Annotated in this window: 16 protein-coding genes; 10 read left to right on the forward strand and 6 right to left on the reverse strand. The window is 68.3% G+C overall.

The window, feature by feature from the left end; translation table 11 throughout:
- Positions 1 to 185 (reverse strand): hypothetical protein (locus SAZ01S_RS24305; RefSeq protein WP_218018139.1); only part of this gene is annotated, 185 nt, incomplete at its 3' end.
- A gap of 146 nt (positions 186 to 331) precedes the next feature.
- Here SAZ01S_RS24305 and SAZ01S_RS20595 point away from each other — a divergent pair.
- From SAZ01S_RS20595 to SAZ01S_RS20635, 9 genes are all read left to right on the forward strand, one after another.
- The gene (locus SAZ01S_RS20595) at positions 332 to 2,263 is read left to right on the forward strand and encodes a methyl-accepting chemotaxis protein (protein WP_084584133.1); all 1,932 of its coding nucleotides are present in this window, start codon (positions 332 to 334) and stop codon (positions 2,261 to 2,263) included.
- A 5-nt stretch (positions 2,264 to 2,268) separates the two neighbouring features.
- Positions 2,269 to 3,648, forward strand: a complete 1,380-nt coding sequence (locus SAZ01S_RS20600; protein WP_084584134.1) for a chemotaxis protein CheW — start codon at positions 2,269 to 2,271, stop codon at positions 3,646 to 3,648.
- Entirely contained in the window at positions 3,645 to 4,709 is a 1,065-nt protein-coding gene (cheB, locus tag SAZ01S_RS20605; protein WP_084584135.1) for a chemotaxis-specific protein-glutamate methyltransferase CheB, read from the forward strand. Before SAZ01S_RS20600 ends, cheB begins: the two co-directional genes overlap by 4 nt.
- Positions 4,706 to 5,560 (forward strand): CheR family methyltransferase, encoded by an 855-nt coding sequence (locus tag SAZ01S_RS20610; protein WP_084584136.1) that lies wholly within the window; start codon positions 4,706 to 4,708, stop codon positions 5,558 to 5,560. The genes cheB and SAZ01S_RS20610 overlap by 4 nt, the downstream gene beginning before the upstream one ends.
- Complete coding sequence (locus SAZ01S_RS20615; protein ID WP_084584137.1) at positions 5,560 to 7,470, forward strand: chemotaxis protein CheA; 1,911 nt, start codon at positions 5,560 to 5,562, stop codon at positions 7,468 to 7,470. Before SAZ01S_RS20610 ends, SAZ01S_RS20615 begins: the two co-directional genes overlap by 1 nt.
- Entirely contained in the window at positions 7,467 to 7,700 is a 234-nt protein-coding gene (locus SAZ01S_RS20620; RefSeq protein WP_084584138.1) for a hypothetical protein, read from the forward strand. Before SAZ01S_RS20615 ends, SAZ01S_RS20620 begins: the two co-directional genes overlap by 4 nt.
- Positions 7,701 to 7,778: 78 nt before the next feature.
- Positions 7,779 to 8,162 carry a response regulator gene (locus tag SAZ01S_RS20625; protein ID WP_084584139.1) on the forward strand — a complete coding sequence of 128 codons (384 nt, stop codon included), beginning with the start codon at positions 7,779 to 7,781 and terminating at the stop codon, positions 8,160 to 8,162.
- A complete protein-coding gene (locus tag SAZ01S_RS20630; protein WP_084584140.1) occupies positions 8,159 to 8,797 on the forward strand; it encodes a chemotaxis protein CheX in 639 nt (212 codons plus the stop codon). The genes SAZ01S_RS20625 and SAZ01S_RS20630 overlap by 4 nt, the downstream gene beginning before the upstream one ends.
- Positions 8,790 to 10,754: a PAS domain-containing protein gene (locus tag SAZ01S_RS20635; RefSeq protein ID WP_084584141.1), complete on the forward strand. Its 1,965-nt coding sequence runs from the start codon at positions 8,790 to 8,792 to the stop codon at positions 10,752 to 10,754. Before SAZ01S_RS20630 ends, SAZ01S_RS20635 begins: the two co-directional genes overlap by 8 nt.
- Before the next feature lie 480 nt (positions 10,755 to 11,234).
- Here the strand turns inward: SAZ01S_RS20635 and SAZ01S_RS20640 are convergent, their stop codons facing one another.
- The gene (locus tag SAZ01S_RS20640) at positions 11,235 to 12,065 is read right to left on the reverse strand and encodes a class I SAM-dependent methyltransferase (RefSeq protein ID WP_084584142.1); all 831 of its coding nucleotides are present in this window, start codon (positions 12,063 to 12,065) and stop codon (positions 11,235 to 11,237) included.
- 168 nt (positions 12,066 to 12,233) lie between these two features.
- Here SAZ01S_RS20640 and SAZ01S_RS20645 point away from each other — a divergent pair, with 168 nt between their 5' ends.
- Complete coding sequence (locus tag SAZ01S_RS20645) at positions 12,234 to 13,358, forward strand: sulfite exporter TauE/SafE family protein (protein ID WP_245825069.1); 1,125 nt, start codon at positions 12,234 to 12,236, stop codon at positions 13,356 to 13,358.
- A gap of 37 nt (positions 13,359 to 13,395) precedes the next feature.
- Here the strand turns inward: SAZ01S_RS20645 and SAZ01S_RS20650 are convergent, their stop codons facing one another.
- The 4 genes from SAZ01S_RS20650 to SAZ01S_RS20665 all read right to left on the reverse strand — a co-directional run bounded on the left by SAZ01S_RS20650 (position 13,396) and on the right by SAZ01S_RS20665 (position 19,240).
- On the reverse strand, positions 13,396 to 16,452 hold the full coding sequence (locus tag SAZ01S_RS20650) for an efflux RND transporter permease subunit (protein ID WP_084584152.1): 3,057 nt from the start codon (positions 16,450 to 16,452) through the stop codon (positions 13,396 to 13,398).
- Positions 16,452 to 17,483 carry an efflux RND transporter periplasmic adaptor subunit gene (locus tag SAZ01S_RS20655; protein ID WP_084584143.1) on the reverse strand — a complete coding sequence of 344 codons (1,032 nt, stop codon included), beginning with the start codon at positions 17,481 to 17,483 and terminating at the stop codon, positions 16,452 to 16,454. Before SAZ01S_RS20655 ends, SAZ01S_RS20650 begins: the two co-directional genes overlap by 1 nt.
- Positions 17,480 to 18,718, reverse strand: a complete 1,239-nt coding sequence (locus SAZ01S_RS20660) for a TolC family protein (protein WP_245825071.1) — start codon at positions 18,716 to 18,718, stop codon at positions 17,480 to 17,482. The genes SAZ01S_RS20655 and SAZ01S_RS20660 overlap by 4 nt, the downstream gene beginning before the upstream one ends.
- Before the next feature lie 204 nt (positions 18,719 to 18,922).
- Positions 18,923 to 19,240: a PepSY domain-containing protein gene (locus SAZ01S_RS20665; protein WP_084584145.1), complete on the reverse strand. Its 318-nt coding sequence runs from the start codon at positions 19,238 to 19,240 to the stop codon at positions 18,923 to 18,925.
- Positions 19,241 to 19,259 lie beyond the last annotated feature (19 nt).

The following is a 19,259-nucleotide window of genomic DNA, read 5'->3' on the forward strand; positions in this document are numbered from 1 at the left end:
AAATAGCGCCGCTCGATGTTCGCGGCAGCAGTCGACCACAATCGGTCATGCCTTTCGAACGATTGAACGTCCGATGCTGCCGAAAGCAGCCGATGGCGCTGGTAAGAACGCTCTCCACCCGTCAGAGCGATGGCTTGGTGTGGCCCGGACGGGATCGTCAGAAAAGCTTGATGATCCTCTGCCATAGTCCCCGAACCGGCGGTAGCGCGCTGCCACAAACGCAGTCGGTCCCCGCATCGCTTGACGGCAGGTGCCCGCCGCTATGCAGATGCTGGCGCCGTCGTCCGCTGTGCTCTAAACAGGCTGAAAGCCCAATATCCCTGGAGTTCTAATGGCGCTGGTGAAGAAATCGACCCTTGGCGCTCGCGCAAAACGCGACAGGGAAGGATCCACGGCGGCAGAGGCCAAGCCGGCATCGGCGCCCGTCCCGCAGGCGCGGGTTACCCGCCGAGCGCGCCGCCCCGCCAATGCCATCGAGGGGATCGACCAGGCCGTTCAGGAACTGGCCAGCGGCATCGCCGAGGCCTCCGCCGCAGCGAGCGAGTTGCAGCGGGCGATGGACCAGATCGCGAGCGGCGCCGAGGAAGCCGCCGGCGCGGCTCAGGAATCGCAGGGCCTCATCGCCTCGCTCAACGCCAATTTCAGGGACGCGAGCACGCGGGCCGAGGATGCGCGCCGCCAGATCGAAATCGTCCAGAACGCCTTTGCCGAGGTCGGCGTGCAGATCGAGGTGTCGGTCGTCGCGATCGAGCTCAACGCCCAGCGACAGCTCGCGACCGTCGCCGTGATCGACGCACTGGAGCAGGTGGCCGGGGAGATTGGCACGGTGGGCGTCAGCGTCGCCGATGTTGCCGACGAGACCAGCCTGCTCGCGCTCAACGCGACGATCGAGGCGGCCCGGGCCGGCGATGCCGGGAGTGGCTTTGCAGTCGTGGCGGACGAGGTTCGCGCGCTGTCCGAAAGCGCCGAAGCCAGCGCGGGCGAGATCCAGCAGCTGGCGGCGAGCGTCGTCGGCGAGGTGAACCGGGTGGTACGGCAGGTGCGCGCGGCCTCCGAACTGGCAACGCGCGAGGCGCAGTCGGGCCGCGCCGTCGTCGTGCATCTCAAGGAGGCGCGCGAGGAACTGGCGGCGCTGGGTGCAGGCACGGCGGCGATCGTCCAGGCATCGGGGGAGGCCGAGGCTGCCGCCGCGGAGGCCGAGCAAGGCGCCGAGCAGGTCGCAAGCGCCGCCGAGGAGCAATCGGCGGCCACCGCGCAGGCACAGCAGGCGGTGGAGCAGCAAGGCACATCGCTGGAGGAAAGCCAGCGCACCGCCGAGATGCTGGGCGGCCTCATCCAGGCGCTGGAAGGCGATAGTGCGAACCAAGGCGCGGTCGAGCAGATCGCTGCCGCGGCCGAGGAATTGTCGGCAACGGTGCAGGAGCTTTCGGGTGCCTCGGGCGAGATCCTGGTCGCGCTCGAACAGATCGCGCGCGGCACCCAGATCCAAGCGTCCGCGACCATGCAGGCCGATACGGCGATGGGCCAGATCGAGGGGTTGGCCGAGGTGCTGCAGGCGCGCGCCTCCGCGGCGGCCGAGCGGATAGGCGCGATCGTCGAGGGCGTCGTGGTGAGCGGCGCGGCGATCGAACGGCTGGCGGGAGGCGTCGAGCATGGTCTGGCGGAGCTTCGCGCCGTGCTCGATCTACTGGCCGCGCTGGCGGATACGGCGCGCGGCATCGACAAGATCATCGGCAAGCTCGCGCTGATCTCGGTGCAGACCAACATGCTCGCGGTGAGCGGCTCGGTGGAGGCGACGCGCGCGGGCGAGGCCGGGCGCGGCTTCACCCTGGTGGCGGGCGACATCCGCAAGCTCGCGCAGGATTCGGCGACGCGCGCCGATCGCGCGGCGGACATCGTGCGCACGATGCAGGAGCAGATCGCGACGGTGCGCCGCGACCTCGAACAGGTGATCGGCGCGGCCGAAGTGGAAATCGGCCGCAATCGTGCGTTTGTTGAGCGCTTCCGGTCGATGAGCGAGGACCTGCAGGCGGCGCGCGGCGCGAACGATGCGATCCTGTCCTGCACGCAGGACATCCTGCGCTCCGTGCGCGAGATCCGCAGCGGCACCACCCAGATCGCCGAAGCGGCGGATCTGGCGGACGGTGCCGCGCGCGAGGCCGGCGCCGCCGCGCGCCAGCAGGCGCAGGGGGCCGAGTTGCTGGCCGCCGCGATCGAGGAAATTGCTCAGATCGCGACCGCAATCGCCGTGCAGGCGGCCTGAACACGATGGGCAGCGAGGGCGCGGCGGGACTGCGGGTGCTGACGCTGCAAGCCGGCGGAGAGCGGCTTGCCTTGCCCGCGCCGATCGTCCGCGAGGTCGCCCGCATCCCGCGGCTGACGCGGGTGCCGCATGCGCCCAGGGCGCTGCTCGGGCTGGCCAATATCCGCGGGGCGGTGGTGCCGGTGTTGTCGCTGGCCGATCTGGTCGATCACCCGGTCGGCACCGAGGCGCGGGTCGTGATCGTCGACGACGGCGCGCTGTTCGGGCTGGCGGTGGACGCCGTCGATGCGCTGGCGGAGGACGGCGATAGCGGCGCCCGCATGCTCGACCTGCCCGCGCTGATCGCGGCGAACTTGGCCCCGGACGGCAGCCGCCGGGCCGTCGGCCGTTCGGTGGCGGAGGAAACGGTGGCCGAAGCCGCGGACCACGCGGTGCTGCCGCTCGTCGTCTTCGCGCTCGGCAGCCAGGAATTCGCGTTGCCGCTGGGCGCCGTTGAGAGCGTGCTGCGGCTGCCCGAGGCGATCGCGGCAATGCCGCACGCCAACGCGGTGGTCGTCGGCAGCGCCACCGTTCGCGGCGCGCTGCTTCCGTTGCTCTCCCTCCGCGCGCTGCTCGCGATGCCGGCCGCGGCAGCGACCGCGCAGACCCGCGTCGTGGTCGCGCGGATCGGGCCGCACTGCGTGGGCTTGGTGGTCGATTCGATCCGCGGGGTCGAGCGCGTGCCCGAGGCCGCGATCGACGCGATACCGCAGGTGCTCACCCGGGGGAGTGCCGAGACGCGGATCCAGGCGATCTGCCGGCTCGACGGGGGACGGCGGCTGGTGTCGCTGCTCGCCGCCGAGCATCTGCTGCGCGAAGACATCACCGCGCGGCTCACGCAAGCCAGTACCGCGAACGAGATCGAGGAAAGCGCCATGGACGCGACGGGCGAACAGTTTCTCCTGTTCCGGATCGGCGACAGCGACTTCGCGCTGCCAATTGCCGCGGTGGAGGAAGTCGCTCCGCTGCCGCGCAAGCTCACCCGCCTGCCCAAGGCTCCCGCTTTCGTGCACGGGGTGATGAACCTGCGCGGCGCGGTGGTGCCGGTGATCGACCAGGCTGAGCGCTTCGGCGTGGGCACCGCAGCGGGCGGCAAGCGGCGCGTGGTGGTGGTCCGCATCGGCGAGTTGCAGGCGGGCTTCGTGGTCGATTCCGCCTCCGAGGTCCTGCGCATCGCCGCCGAGGCGGTGGGCCCGGCGCCCGACCTGGGCGGCGCGGAGACGCGCGTTTTCGAACGGGTCGCCAATCTTCCCGATCAAGACCGGATCGTGCTGATCGTCTCGCCGCGCGAGCTGCTCGACCGCGCCGAACAGGATCTGCTGCGGGGCATGGCCGCCGCATCGTGATCAAGCTGCTCGTCGTCGACGATTCCCCGCTGATGCGGCGCCTGCTGGTCGACATCTTCACCGATGCCGGCGGGTTCGAGGTGGCGGTCGCGCGGAGCGGCGCCGAGGCGATCGACCTGCTCGCCGAGGTCGCGCCCGACGTGATCACGCTCGATATCCACATGCCCGGCATGGACGGGCTGGCCTGCCTGGATCGGATCATGGTGACGCGGCCGTGCCCGGTGGTGATGGTATCCGCGCTTACCGCGGAAGGGGCGGACGAGACGCTGGAGGCGATCGAACTTGGCGCGGTGGATTTCATCGCCAAGCCTCGGGGCGCGCTATCGCTGGAGATCGATACCGTCGTCCCCGCGCTGGTCGAGAAGGTCCGTAGCGCAGCGGGCGCGCGAATCTCTCGGACGACGCGGCTGCGCGAGCGCGTCCGGGCACGGGCCGCGGGTGCCGCCGAACCCAAACCTGCTGCGCCGCGCGTCGCTCCGCTGCCGCCCGAGGGGCTGGTGCTGGTCGGCTGCTCGACCGGGGGACCGCCGGCGCTCGATGCGCTGCTCCGCAATCTGCCCGAGGATTTCCCCTGGCCGATCCTCGTCGCGCAGCACATGCCCGCGAGCTTCACCGGCCCGCTCGCGCGGCGGCTCGACAAGCTGTGCGCTCTGAGCGTCCAGGAGGTAACGGGCACGACGGTGCTTGCACCGGGCAACGTCTATATCGGTCGCGGCGATGCCGATCTCGTCGTTACCCGCCGCGCGGGCGCGCTCGCCGCGGCCGCCGTGCCGAGCAGCGCCGAGCATTTCTGGCATCCCAGCGTCGATCGCCTTGTAACGAGCGCGATGAAGAGCGTCGCACCCGAGCGGCTGGTTGGCGTGTTGATGACCGGTATGGGTAATGACGGAGCCGGCGCCATGAAGGAATTGAAGGCGCTGGGCGGCACGACGCTTGCCGAATCTGCCGACAGCGCGGTGATCTGGGGTATGCCGGGGGCGCTGGTCGCCGCCGGTGGTGCCACGATCGTGGCACCGCTCGATCGGCTCCCGGCCGAACTGCTCGCCTGCTTCGCACGGTGACGCGGGAGAGCACCCTTGCCTGCGCACCCCCGGCGGCGCTTTCCGACGATGAGGTCGCGCGGGTGGGGGCGCTGCTCTATCGCTGGACCGGAATGATCTTCGGCGCCAACAAGCGCTATTATATCGAACGGCGGATCGGTGTGCGGATGGCGCGGAGCGGCATCGCCGAGGCGGCGCGCTATCTCGATTTCGTCGGCACCAACCCGGCTGAGCGCGAGGCGCTGATCAACGCCTTCACGATCAACGAGACCTATTTCTACCGCGAGGAACACCAGTTCGCCGCGCTCGCCCGGCAGATCCTGCCCGAGCTGATCCGCACGCGGCGCCCCGGCGACCTGATCCGCATCTGGTCGATGCCCTGCTCGACGGGCGAGGAGGCCTATTCGATCGCGATCTGGCTGCTCGAAAACTGGCCGCTTGTCGACGCCTATCATATCGAGATCGTCGGATCGGACCTCGATACCGCCGCGCTCGCCCAGGCGCAGGCGGGGCGCTATGCGGCGCGCGCGCTGGCCAAGCTGCCGGCGGACGTGGTCGAGCGCTATTTCGAACCCGAGCGCGGCCATCGCCGCAAGATCATCGACGATCTGCGCGAATCGGTGCGCTTCACCCCCGCCAACATCGTCGATCGCGCGACGCTCACCGGGCTCGGCCGGTTTGACGTGATCCTGTGCCGCAACCTGCTGATCTATTTCGACGATGACTCGCGGCAGCTCGCCGCCTCCAACCTGTTCGAGAGCCTCAACAGCGGCGGCTTCGTCTGCCTCGGGCACAGCGAATCCATGGCGCGGATCACAGACCGGTTCACAATGGCTCGCCTTGAAGACGCAATCGTCTATCGTAAGCCGTGATGGACGAGCTGCTGGCGCAATTTCTGGTCGAGGGGCGCGACCTGGTCGCCCAGGCGGCGGCGGCGTTCGATGTGCTGGCACGCGATCCCGGCAACGCTGCCGCGATCGACGACGCCTTTCGCGCGATCCACACGCTGAAAGGCTCGGTCGCGATCTTCCCGATGGCGGCGGCGGAACGCACGCTCCACGCGTTCGAGGACGTCCTCGAACGCGCGCGCAAGGGCAGCATGGCGCTCGACGGCGCGGGAACGGTCGCGCTGGTCGCGTGCCTGGACGGCGTCGACCGCTGGATCGACGATGTGGAGCTGCGGGGCGCGCTCGGCGAGGATGCAGACGGTGTCGCGGCGGCGTTGATCGCGGGCCTGCCCGGGCGGGAGGCCGCCGCACCCGTGTCATCCTCCGCCGCAACACCGGACTGGGCCCGGCAGCTGGCCGACGGCGCCGAGGGCCCCGTGGTGGCGTTCCGCTACACGCCCGATCCCGATTGCTTCTTCCGCGGCGAGGATCCGCTGGCGATCGTCGCCACGATCCCGGACCTGCGCCGGCTCGATATCCGTTCGGCCGAAGGTCGCTGGCCCGCGCTCGACGCGATCGAGCCGTTCCGCTGCATCTCGATCCTCGAAGGGCTTAGCACAGCCTCGCCGGAGGCGGTGCGCGCCGCCTTCCGGATGATGCCGGACCAGATCGCCCTGCATCGAATCGAGGCGGCCGCCCCGGCGCCCGCCCCCGACGCGCCCGCCGAAGCAGGCCCCACGACCACGCTGCGGATTGACGCCGCGCGCGTCGATGCGCTGGCCGATGGCCTCGGCGAACTGCTGGTCGCGGTGAACGCCCTTGCGCCGCTCGCCGCCCGCGTCGAGGCCCAGAATCACGCGCTGGCCGCTGCCGTCCGAACCGCGCAGGCGGACATCGAACGCAGCGCAGCCAACCTGCAGCGCAGCGTCGCGGCGGTGCGGCTGGTGCCGCTCGCACCGACGCTCCGCCGCCTGCCGCGCCTCGCCCGCGAGATCGCAGCGACCCTCGGCAAGCCGATCGCCTTCGCCATGCTAGGCGACGGGCTAGAGGTCGACAAGCAGATCGCGGAAGGGCTATCCGAGCCGCTGCTGCACCTGCTGCGCAACGCCATCGACCACGGCATCGAGGATGCGGCAACGCGCGCCGCCGCCGGCAAGCCTGCTGAGGGACGGGTCACGCTCACCGCGAGCCGGGAGGGCGATGCGGTGGCGATCACCTTGGCCGATGACGGCGGCGGGATCGACCCGGCGCGAATCCGCGCGACTGCCGTGGCCCGCGGCCTGCTGGAGGCCGAGGCGGCCGACCAGCTGAGCGACCCCGCCGCACTCCGGCTGATCTTCGCGCCCGGCTTTTCGACGGCGGAGACGGTCACCGGCGTTTCCGGGCGCGGGGTCGGCATGGATGCGGTTCAGGCGGCGGTGGAGAAATTGCTGGGCACGATCGCGATCGACAGCACGCCTGGTCAGGGCACGCGCTTCCGGTTGCGCTTCCCCGCCAACGCGCTCACCACCCGGCTGCTCGTCGTTGAGGCGGCCGGGGATCGCTACGGCGTGGCGCTCGACCAGGTGGTGGAGACGGTCCGCGTCGCGCAATCGGCGCTGCTGCCGATCGGCGAGGGTACCGCCTGCGTCCTGCGCGGCCGTACCGTGCCGGTGCTCAGCCTAGCCCGCCTCTTGGGGGGCACCGAGCAGCTCGGCGCTCATGCCAAGTTGCTCGTCACCAGCGCCGAGGGCGAACGCGTCGCGCTGCGGGTCGATGATTTCGCCGATCGCATCGACGCAGTGGTGCGGCCGCCCAGCGGGCTGCTGGCGGGCGTATCGGGCATCGGCGGCGCGACCCTACTCGGCGACGGCGGCGTGCTGCTCGTCCTCGATCTGCCGGCGCTGGTCGCATGACGGTCCGGATCGACGCCGATGCCATCCATCTGATCGGCCGATGCGCGGCCGAGGATGCGGACACGTTGCTGGTCGCGTTGCAGGATGCGCCCGGGCGGACGGTCGATCTGGGCGCGGCGCAGCGGTTGCATCTTGCCGTGGCGCAGGTGCTGCTTGCGGCGCGGCCGCCCATCCGCGGCATGCCGGCCGCGGACTTCCTGGCACGATACCTGCTTAATCTGCTGCAATGACAGCGTGACAATTCATCGCTAGGACCGTTGCGTAGCCGAACCGCTTCGCGGTGCGCAGGCCTTGATCTGGAGTTCCGAATGCCGGTTACCGTCCTTATTGTCGATGACAGCAAGCTTGCGCGCATCGTTGCCGGCAAGGCGCTCGCCGAGCTGCAGCCGGAGTGGCAGAAGGCGGAGGCGGGCAGCGCGGCACAGGCGCACGAGGTGGTCGCCGCCCAGCCGGTGGATGTGTGCCTGATCGATTTCAACATGGCCGACAAGGACGGGTTGGAACTTGCCGGCGAGCTCCACGCTATGCGTCCCGACATGCCCATCGCGATCATCACTGCCAACATTCAGGACGAGATCATCGCCCGCGCCCGCGCGATCGGGGCCGCGTTCGTCCCCAAGCCGGTCAGCGCGGACAGCCTCGAGGCGTTTCTCTCGGGCGCCGCGCTTCGCCTGCGATCGGCGAAGGCGTGATCCGCGACAGCGTGACGCTCGGCGAACTCGAGCGCGATGCGCTGACCGAGATCGTCAATATCGGCGTAGGGCGCGCCGCCTCCAGCCTGCGCAAGATGATCGGCGACCAGGTGACGCTGTCGGTGCCCGCGATCGACATCGTCAGCCAGCGCCGCGCGGCCCGGCTGATCAGCGAACGCGAGGCGGCCGAACTGGTCGCCGTGCGGCAGGATTTCGACGGTGCCTTCGCTGGCCGCGCGCTGCTCATTTTCCCCGAGAGCAACAGCCTTGAGCTGGTCCGCGCCGTAACCGACGAAAGCCTCTCCGCCGAAGACCTGGCCGAGATGGAGCGCGAGGCGCTGACCGAAACCGGCAACGTCATCCTCAATTCCTGCCTCGCCACGATCGCCAACATGCTCAAGCGCTCGCTGGCGATGACCATTCCCGAGGTACTGCACGGCAACAGTGCGGCGCTGTTCGAGATCGACGATGCCGGTGACGAGGACGGGCTGGTGCTGTTCCTCTATATCGACTTCGCTGTGCGCAAGCGCGACATCCGCGGCTATATCGCGATGATAATGGACATCCCCTCGCTCGAAAAGCTGAAGGAACTGCTCGACGAGTTCATCGCCCGGGTGGTTGGGGACGATGGCTGAGGCAGGCGCCGAGCAGGTTCGGTCGATCCTCGCCGCCGCCGATGCGAGCGGCAGCTGGGACTGGAACATTGCGGCCGACGCCCTGCGCATCGATTCGCGCTTTGCGGAGCTGTACGGGCTGGAACCCGAAGCTGCCACGAGGGACCTGCCGACGGCGACCTTCTTCGCCGCGATCCATCCGGCGGATCGACCGCGGATTCGCATCGCCGTGGCCGGCATGCTCGCCGGGGCCGAGCGTTTCTCCAAGGAGTTCCGCGTACTTGCGCCGGACGGCTCGACCCTGTGGATGCACGGGCGCGGCCAGGCGCATCTGGACGAGGATGACGCGCCGGTGCGCTTCACTGGCTTGCTCATCGACGTCACCGAACGCAAGCGGACCGAGGAGCGGTTGCGCATCGCCCAGTCGGCGGGCGGCGTCGGCACGTTTGAATACAGTGACGGCTTCGCCACCGCCACCGTATCCAGCCAGTTCTGCCAGCTGCTCGGCCTGCACCCCGCCGCGGTGCTGCCTGTGCGGACGATCAACAGTGTGCTGTGCGATGGCGAGCCGCTTCTGCTGCCGCAACCCGGCAGCGATGCGATCGGGGATACGCTGGAGGCGGTGTTCCGCATCGTCCGCAATGACGATGGCAGCCATCGCTGGATCGCGCGCCGCGGCGAGGTCGTCCGCGAAGGATCCGGCTATCGCCTGATCGGCGTGATCTATGACGTCACCGCGGCCAAGGAGCAGGAAGCAAGGCTGCGCGAGCTGGCGGATACGCTGGAGATGCGCGTCCAGCAGGAAGTCGCGGAGCGGCGGGAGGCCGAGGAAGCGCTGCGCCAAGCCCAGAAGATGGAGGCCGTTGGCCAGCTGACCGGCGGCATCGCGCACGACTTCAACAATCTGCTGACCGTCATCATCGGCAATATCGACACGGTCGTCCGCCGGATGGACATGGACCACGATCCAAGAATGCGGCGTTCGCTGGAGAATGCGCTGAAAGGGGCGGAGCGCGCGGCTTCGCTCACCCAGCGACTGCTTGCGTTCTCGCGTCGCCAGCCGCTCGAGCCCAAGACGATCGACATCGCCCGCGTGCTCACCGGCATGTCGGACCTGCTCACCCGCTCGATCACCGAGACGATCGCGATCCGGATCGACACCGACGCGGCGCTTTGGAAAGTCGAGGTCGATCCGCACCAACTCGAAAACGCGATCCTCAATCTCGCGGTGAACGCGCGCGACGCCATGCCGAACGGGGGCGGGCTGACCATCGAGGCCCGCAATGTGGAGGTGCAGGATGCACGCCCCGGCGGGTGCGCGCCGGGCGCCTATGTCGTCGTCTCGGTGACCGACAGCGGTACGGGCATGTCGCCGGAGACGGTCGCCAAGGTGTTCGACCCGTTCTTCACCACCAAGGAAGTCGGCAAGGGTACCGGGCTGGGCCTGTCGATGGTCTATGGCTTCGTGAAGCAGTCCGGCGGCCACATCACCATCGACTCCACCGAGGGTCACGGCACGGCCGTACGACTCTATCTGGCCCGCAAGCAGCAGGACGTCCTCCTAGAGGCCGAGGAGCGATGCCCCTCAGCGCGGATGGGCAGCGCCGACGAGACCATCCTCGTGGTCGAGGACGACGACGATGTCCGCGCCTATACGGTCGGCATTCTGCGCGAACTGGGCTATCAGGTGGTCGAGGCGCAGGACGGCGATGGCGCACTGCGTTTGCTCGGCGGCCACGGCGTCGGCGCGACGCTGCTGCTGACGGACGTCGTGATGCCGCGCATGTCCGGTCCCGAACTGGCCAGCCGCGCGAAGGCGCTGCACCCGGAACTGCGCGTGCTCTTCACCTCCGGCTATACGCGCGATGCTATCATGCGGGAGGATCGGCTCGACCCCGATGTCGACCTTCTCTCCAAGCCTTTCACCTATGCCACGCTGGCTGCCAAGGTACGGGAATTGCTCGACCGCGGACATTGATGCGGAAGAATAGGATAAGTAGGCAAGCTTCAAAATGCAGTATGTATCGCCGGAAGGCTCGGCGCCAGCACCTCCTGGCGCGACACTGCAAATCACCCTACAGGCCGCACCCGCTCATCTGCACTGCCCACCTGCACGGTTTTCTCAAGAAATGAGCCGTGGATGGCTTTTGGTCGGCCGCGCTTGTGCAGATGCAGACTGGTGCGACCGAAGAGGGACTGCTTTTTCCGAAACCCGTCGTTCCCAAACATCCTCTTGAACGGCAGCAAAGTCCCAAAACGCGTCCATCTCGCTTTCGGCTGTAGTCTCGTTCGCGTTTGCCAACCTTGCCGTCCGATCCGGTCTAAAGCCGCCGAACGTACATTTAGGAGCGAGGAACCGAAAAGGGGCGCCACGTTTAATGGGCCTCAGTGCGAACACGCTCAGCGTGTCCCGTCGGCGGAACCGAAGGACTATGCGCGCGGCCCGAAAGCATGCTGTTCAGGCGACCGCGGTGATGATCTCCACACGCGCTGGCATCCAGACCGTGCCATCAAGCACGTTTTCGGCGCAGATCGCAGCCAGCCGCTCGCTCGCCCTAATCTGTTCGCCGGCACCGGCCTCGGCCAGCGGCGCAGCAGCGGACGATGATGCCAGCAGGAACTCGGCTGCCGCCTCAGGAGGCATGCCGCCGCCGACTTGCAGATCTCCGCGCCAAGGTCGCGCATCGCAATTCCGAAACCCAGCGGCTTCGAGCAGCGCGAGCAGCCCCGATGGATCGCCATAGCGACAGGGTCCCGGCGTGTCGGGTTCGGGCTGCGGGAGCTCGATCACTGCCGCCACCGCCTCCCGCACGCTTGCCATGAAGGCAACTTCCTTGGCCGGCCCCCAAACCGCAAATGCGAGCGTTCCCTCCGGCCGCAACCATTGCAGCAGGTTGGCGAAAGCTGTTTCCGGCGCTTCGAAGAACATCACCCCGAATCGCGAGGCGAGGCGATCGAATTGCTCTGTGGGCCGGAAATGGGCCGCATCTGCCAAGGTGAAGCGCGCAGCGTTGCCAACACGGGCCTTGGCGGCCTCGACAAGTTCTGGTGAGATGTCGAATCCCTCGATCGTGCTGCCCGGAGGCGCGGCGGCGGCGATTGCCCGCGTGGTGGCGCCGCCGCCGGCCCCGATTTCCGCGATCCGCACGCGCTCGGAGAGGTTCAGCGCCGCGATCAGCGGGGCATCGATCGGCGCCAGCATCGCCTCCATCGGATCGAGCTGATCGCGCCATTTCGCGCCGCGTGTCTGTGCCCAGGTCTTGCTGGACGGAGATTGGGTGGCCGCCATCTGAACCGCTCCTTGGAATGGACCCGGGTGATATGCCTCTCGCGTCTATCGGTCCATGTCCGCAGACCGGCTTGTGCCCTGCTGTTCTCCAAGTCACACCTGCTGCCGCGCAGCCTTATGCGAGGCACCAGGCCTGTGTGGGTCCCAACTGCAGCGGTAGCTTGTCCCGTGTTCGGCGGCATGGGATTCGCCAAACGGTCGCGCTATCAGCGCCGCATGATCGTCCCGCTCGTCTTTGTCGCCGCCTTCCTCGCCTTTGTCGTCAGTGCAGTGGCGGGTGGCGGCGCTGGCCTCGTTCTCGTGCCTCTCCTGAGGTTGATCCTGCCGGTGGCATCTATTCCCGGTGCCCTGTCGATCGGCACGGCTGTGAGTTCGATCTCCCGCATCTGGCTGCTGTGGGCCCATATTCGCTGGGACGTCGTTCGCCGCTTCGTGCCGACGGCGTTGCCTGGTGCGGCGCTGGGTGCGTGGCTGCTGACGCGCTTCGAACCCGTCTATGTCGAGTTTCTACTGGGCTGCTTCCTGCTGCTCAACCTCCCCTTGCTGTTTCGCCGGACACCACCGCCCGGAGCGGAGCAGCCGATGTCCCTCCGCCGCTTGCCCTGGCTTGGCGCCGCGGCGGGCTTGCTATCCGGTTTCACCGGGGCCGTCGGGGTGGTGTTCAATCGCGCCTATTACCGCATGGGACTTGGCAAGGAGGAGATCGTCGCGACGCGCGCGACCAACGAGGTGCTGCTGCACCTTCTGAAGATCGGGCTCTATGCGGCGTTCGGCTTGCTGCCGCGATCGGCGCTGATTGCGGGCGCGCTCGTCGCCGTTGCGGCGCTTGCCGCGTCGTTCGCCTCCCGCCGTCTCCTGTCGTTGATGCACGAGCGCATTTTCCGACGCGCCGGGCTGCTTGCGATGGTGGCATCAGGCGTTGCGATGTTCAGCCTGTCGGGCAGCCAGATCATGGCGATCCATCGCGCCTGGATCTCGTACGTCGCGCCTGGGGACGAGCACGAACTCCAGCTCTACTGGGGCGGCATGCGACGGGTCGCCGTCGAGCGCGAGGAGCATGGCGGGCTTGTGATCGAGCGAATGGTTTCGCGATCCGAACTGCCCGCCGCCGTTGCCGCCGTCCTGCCGAGCATCGAAGCCGCGGGAACCATCACCATGATCGAAGAGGTGCGGGGGGACGGGCGATATTATGAGATCTACTGGCGCCGTGGCGACGTGCTCCACAAGGCGGAGGTGACACCCGAAGGAACGCCGCGCCACCGCGCCTTGCCTCCGTCCGCACCGGCCACCTGATCGCGAAGGCAATCGAAGCGCAGTCGTGTGGTCGCGGTCAGGGTTCTGCGGGAGGCACCGCAGGACGCGACGCGCTGAGGCGCACCAAGGCCGGCATCGCGAGCAGGACGAGCGGATATTGCAGCAGCAGTCCCGCGATGATGGCGATGGCGAGCGGTTGCTGGATGCCCGAGCCCTGGCCGATCGCCAGCGCCAGCGGCAGCAGGGTCAGGATGGCGGCCAGCGTCGTCATGGTAATGGGGCGAAGTCGATTGCGGCTCGCCTCCCGCGCCGCATCGGCCGGCGGCATCGATCGCGACAGCTCCTCGAATTCCGAGACGTAGAAGATCGCCATCTCGGTGCCGATACCGATGATCATCGTCATCCCCATCAGCGCCGTGATATTCAGATCCACGCCCGCCGCCCACAGCGCGGTGAACACCGCCGTGGTCGACAATAGCGAGCAGCCGATAATGATCACCGGTAACCAGAACCGTCGATACAGGATCAGCAAGAGCGCGAGCTCGGCAACCAGCGCAGCGCCGAATACCTTGATCAGGCCGGCAAAGGCGATCTGCTGCTGCTCGTACAGACCGCCCAGTTCGTAGCGTACCCCGGTACCCAGCCCCCCCGGCGTATCGAGCGCTGCCTTCACGTCGCTTACCGCGGCACCGATCCCGCGTCCCTGAATGCGCCCGGTCACCGCGATCATCGGCTCCAGATTCTCGCGGCTGATCTGGGGCTGTCCCGTGACCGCCTGGATCGCCGCGACACGGGACAACGGAAAGACATGTCCATCGCTCGCGCGGATCGGCAGCTGCGCCAGTGCGGTCTCGCTAATCGTGCGCGCGTTCGGGAGACGCACGCGCACATCGACCGCCTTGGTGGCAGCCGCCAGCGTGGTTGCGACGCTGCCGGTCAGCGCCGTGTTCAGCTGACTCTCCACATCGGCCGGCGTGACGCTCTCCAGGCCCGCGCGAACCGGGTCGACATGGACGTTGAGAGCATCCCCGGCAAGCTGCACGCCGTCCTTCACCTCGACCACGCCGTGGATCCTGGCGATGCGCGCGGCGACCTTTCGCGCCTCGCCTTGCAGTACCGACGGATCGGCCGCGTAGAGCTTGACCTCGATCGGCTGCGGCACGGCCGTCAGATCGCCGATCAGGTCCTCGATCAGCTGGGCGACCTCGACCTGAACGCCGGGAACCTTGGCGGAGACCTGGTCGGCGACTGCCGCCGCGATCTCCTCGGTGGGTGCCGAATGCGTTTCCTTCAGCCGGACGAAATAGTCGCCGTGATAGCTCTGGCCGAGGTCGCCGCCGAGCCCGGTACCGAGGCGGCGCGAGAAGGTGCGCACGTCCGGATTGGCGCGGAGCATGGCGTCGATCTGTCCGACCTGGCGGCTGGTCTCGTCGAGCGACGTGCCGGGGGCCGTGTAATAGTCCATGACGAACCCGCCTTCGTCGACCTTGGGCATGAAGCCGCTGGGGACGTTCGCGTAACCGACATAGCCGAGGATCAGCAGCGGTATCGCCGCGAGCGCCAGGATCCAGGGACGCCCCATCACCTTGCCAAGGGCCTGATCGTGCGCCCGTGCGATCGCGCCTTGGCCCGGCTTTCCCGGATCCTGCCATTTGCCGAAATCGACTAGCCAGCGCACCAGCACCGGCACGACGAACGCGGTCATCGCCCAGGAGATCGCCAGTGCCGCCGCCATCGTCACCGACAGCGCCTTGGAAAAGGCCCCCGTCACCCCGCTCAGGAAGGACAGGGGCACGAAGACGATCAGGGTTGCGAGACTGGAGCCGGTGAGCGGCGCCATGAATTCGCGCGCAGCGGGGAGAACGGCTGCATCCCCTGCCGGCCGGCCATCCTCGCCCTTCGCGCCGGCACGGCGTGCGATGTGCTCGACCATCACGATCACATCGTCGATCAGCAGCCCCACCGCGGCCGCGATCCCCCCCAGGGTCATGATGTTGAAGCTCATGCCCAGCATGCTCAACACCAGCACCGTGGCGGCCAGCGTCGCGGGCACGACGAGCACCGCGACCAGCGTGACCCGCCAGCTGCGCAGGAACCACAACAGGACTAGCGCGGCGAGGACCAGCCCGATCAACACGGCGTCCCGCACGCTCGCGACCGATTGGGTGACCAATTCGCTCTGATCATACCAGCAGACCAGCTGGACGCCGGGCGGCAGCTTCAGGCCGGCAAGCCGTTGCTGGACGGCCTGGGCGATCTGCACCGCGTTCCCGTCGGGCTGTTCGTAGATGTTGAACAGCACCGCCGGCTTGCCGTCCTCGACGATGCGCTGCCAGACCGGCACCGCACCATCCTGCACCGTTGCCACGTCCCGTACGCGCACTACCCCTTGCGGATCGGCACTGACCACGATCGCACCGATCTGGGCCGCGCTCGTCACGCTGCGATCGGCGATGACGAGCGACAGGCGCCCACGATCCTGCACCTGCCCGACGGCGCTGAGCACGTTGCCGTTCCGGATGGCAGCCGCAATGTCCGCCATCGACAGATTGTGATCGGCAAGCCGATGGGGATCCGCCAGAACCTGTACTTCGGCGGTATCCCCGCCCTGCACCCCGACTCGGGCGAGCCCGGGAATCGCCGAGAGCAGCGGCGTGACCTGGTATTTGGCAATGTCCTGGAGCGCGACGGGATCCGCCCTGCCGGAGACAAGCGCATAGGAGATGATGGGAAAGACGGTCGGATCCATCCGCCGGACGGTGTACTGCGTCCCCGGCGGCAGCGATGGAATCGCGCGCGCCACGGCGGAATCGACGAGCAACCTACTCGCGATCATGTCGCGGCCCCAGCCGAAGTCGATCGAGATTTGCGCGGTGCCCCGGCTCGTCGCCGAGCGCACGTCCTGCACCCCAGGGATCGCGCGAATGGCTTCCTCGACGGGCCGGGTGACGGTCAAGGCGGTCTGGTCGGCTGGGCGACTCCCTGCGTCCAGGTCCACCACGACGCGCGGGAACGATACCTGCGGGAACAGCCCGATCGGCAGCGAGTATGCCGCGACGATGCCCGCCAACGCCGCCGCAAGCGCGAGCAGGACGAAGGCGCGGGATTGTTCGCGCAACAGCCGTTCAAGCATCAGCGCGTCCACCGCACGGTATCGCCGTCACCGACCTGATAGGCGCCGTCCACGATCAGGCGATGGCCTGGGCTCAGCGGGCCCGCGACGATATCGCCGGCGTCGCTCGCCAGCAATATCGCGACGGGTATCGCCTTCGCCTTCGTGCCGGAAACCTCGAACACATGCGCGGGGCCGCCGGCGGTGACGACGGCGCGATGCGGTACGATCCAGCCCTGCACCGCTCCGGTCGTGATCGCCACCTGCATGCCTTCGCCGGCAAGCAGCGTGCCAGTTGGGAAGGCCACATCCAGGTCGATCAGCCGCGTCTTCGGGTTGAGCGCGCTGCTCACCCGGATCACATGGCCCGCTATCGGCGCGCCGCCGGACAGGCGCGTCAACACGGCGGACTGCCCGACCGCGAGCGTCCCTCGCTCGGACGGGTCTACGCCCGCAGTGACGACGATGCTTGCCGACTTGGCGACGGTGAGGATCGCCGCGCCCGGCTGAATTCGGTCCCCCTGTGCCACGCCGACGGTCGTGACAACGCCGTCGAACGGCGCGGTGATGCTGTGGGAAGCGTTACCCGCCCCCTCGCTCTGCAAGGCGGCGAGCGCGCTCTGTGCGTCGGACACCGCCTTCTCGGCCTGCACCAGCTGATCGCGCGTGGCGAGTTGCTGCGACAGCAGCTGCGCAGTGGTTGCCCGCTGCTTGCGCGCCGCGGCGAGAGCGTCGACCGCCTGCAGATAGCTGCTTCGCGCGGAGGGTGCCGTTGCAAACACCGCCAGCGCCTGGCCTCGGTGGACCGCAGCGCCCGCCGCAACGAGGAGCCGGGTGATCTGGCCCGGCTGGGCTTCGCTGAAGGTCTGGGTGCCGTTCATCGACGGCGCCACCGCGCCATAGGCTGCGACGGTCCGGGGCAGCGCGCCCCGCTGGGGCAGCATCGTGGTAACCAGCACGCTCGGGGTGGGGGTCGGGGACGACTCAGGCGCCCCACCCGTGCTGCATCCGGCCAGCATCGACGCCGCTGCGAGGCCCAGCCACACCCTCATTGCGGCGTCGCCCCCGAAACGTCGAGCGGCAGATCGACGGCGGGGAGACCATCGCCGACCAGCGTCTGGACGGCGATCTGTCGATCGAGCAACGCCAGCTCCAGCGTCATGATTTCCTGTTCCTTGGTGAAGCGGTTCGAGACGAGGTCGACATAGCCGCGCTCGTCGAGGTTGGACGCGCCGAATGCCGTCTGGGCGCGGGTGGCCGCCAGCACCGCCGCCGGAAGGTCGGCGCGCGCCGTGGCGAGTTGTGCCGACAGCTGCTCCATCTCGCGGAGCATGGCGCCCACGGTGCCCACCACGGCGGCGAGGCGGGCGCTATATTCCGCGTGGAGCTGCAGGCGCGTGGCCCGCGCGATCGCGACATTGCCCTGGTTGCGATCGAAGATCGGCAGGCCGATCGCCGCGTTGGGTCCACCGTTGATCACCCTGGAATTGTCACTGTTCACGCTGGCGCCCAGTACGAGATCGGGAAACTGGGACAGGATCGCCTGGCGCAATTGCTCGTCCGCCAGCGCATAGCCCATCCGCAGTGCGATCAGGTCGGGCCGCCGCTGGGGCAGGGTGGCGAGGCCGGCGCGGATCGCACGTGGATCGAACTGCGGCAAATCGACCCGTGACGCGAGCGGCACGACGACGTCGGGCGAAAGCCCGAGCAGCGCATCGAGCTGGTGCATCAGCGCCAATTGCCGCTGATCCAGCGCGTTGAGCGCGGCACGGGCGGCTTGCAGCGCCACCCGATCGGGCGCGACCGTGACCAGGGTCACATTGCGGGCGGCAAGCGCCTGTTCGAGCTTCGCATTGCGCGCCGCGAGCAGCTGATAGGCTCCAACATAGCTCGCCCGGCTGTTGGCGTTGACGATGAGGTCGGTCGCGATCTGCCGCGCCTGGCCGGCGACCTGCCATTCCTGCCAGACGATATCGGCCGCGACCTGGCGCTGGCTGTCGACCGCGGCGCGCCGGCGCGAGCGATAGGTGACGAGCGCCCGCACGTCCTGCGCCAGCCCGATATTCCAGGCCGATACCGATCCCGCCCCGGAAAGGAGCGGCAGGAATGCCCCGGTCAGCTGGGGGTTGGGCAAGATGCCGGCCTGCTTCGTCTGCCCGGCAGCGACCGCCCGCTTGCTCCGCGCCGCCTTGAGATCGGGATTGTTCGTCAAGGCCAGATCGACGACGTGCGAAACCGAAAGAGGTTTGTGGCCCGGCAGCCATTCCGCACGCTGCAACGCGCCCATGGCCTGCACCAAGGGGGGCGTCGTCGCGAGCGGAAGCGGCGCATAGTGGCTGCAAGCGGCCGCAAGGCCGAAGGCCGGGAGGACCGCGAAGCTGCGCGTCCGTCGCAGCGAAACTTTTGGTCTGCCGATCATGAATTCCGACTATGACATGAATAGATATCGCCTCGGACCGACATGTTCGCTGTCGTCCAAGCGCCGGTCAGCTCAATCCGGGTGCGGTCCCTCGGCGCGATTCTCAAGCACTGCGCCCGTCTTCGCATCGATGCCCACCTCGTAAAGCTTGCCCCGATGCCGGATATCGAAGGAATAGCGCAGGCCGCTGCCTCCTTTTTCCTTCTCGATTTCTTGATCGGTGATCGTACCGGCCCGCACCTTGTGCGCCTCCGCCCGTGCCTTGGCGAGCGTTATCCGTGCCAGAGGCAGGTACTTGGCTCCGCGCAGGTTGCGAGCATTGGCTGCGGTCGCCGGCGCGGCGAGGGTCAGGGCGGTTAATATCGCAAGGTCGGCAAGACTAGGCTTCATCGATGCACGCTCCTGGCAT

Origin of the sequence: Sphingomonas azotifigens NBRC 15497, assembly GCF_002091475.1 — a bacterium.
GTDB classification, from domain to species: Bacteria; Pseudomonadota; Alphaproteobacteria; order Sphingomonadales; family Sphingomonadaceae; genus Sphingomonas; species Sphingomonas azotifigens.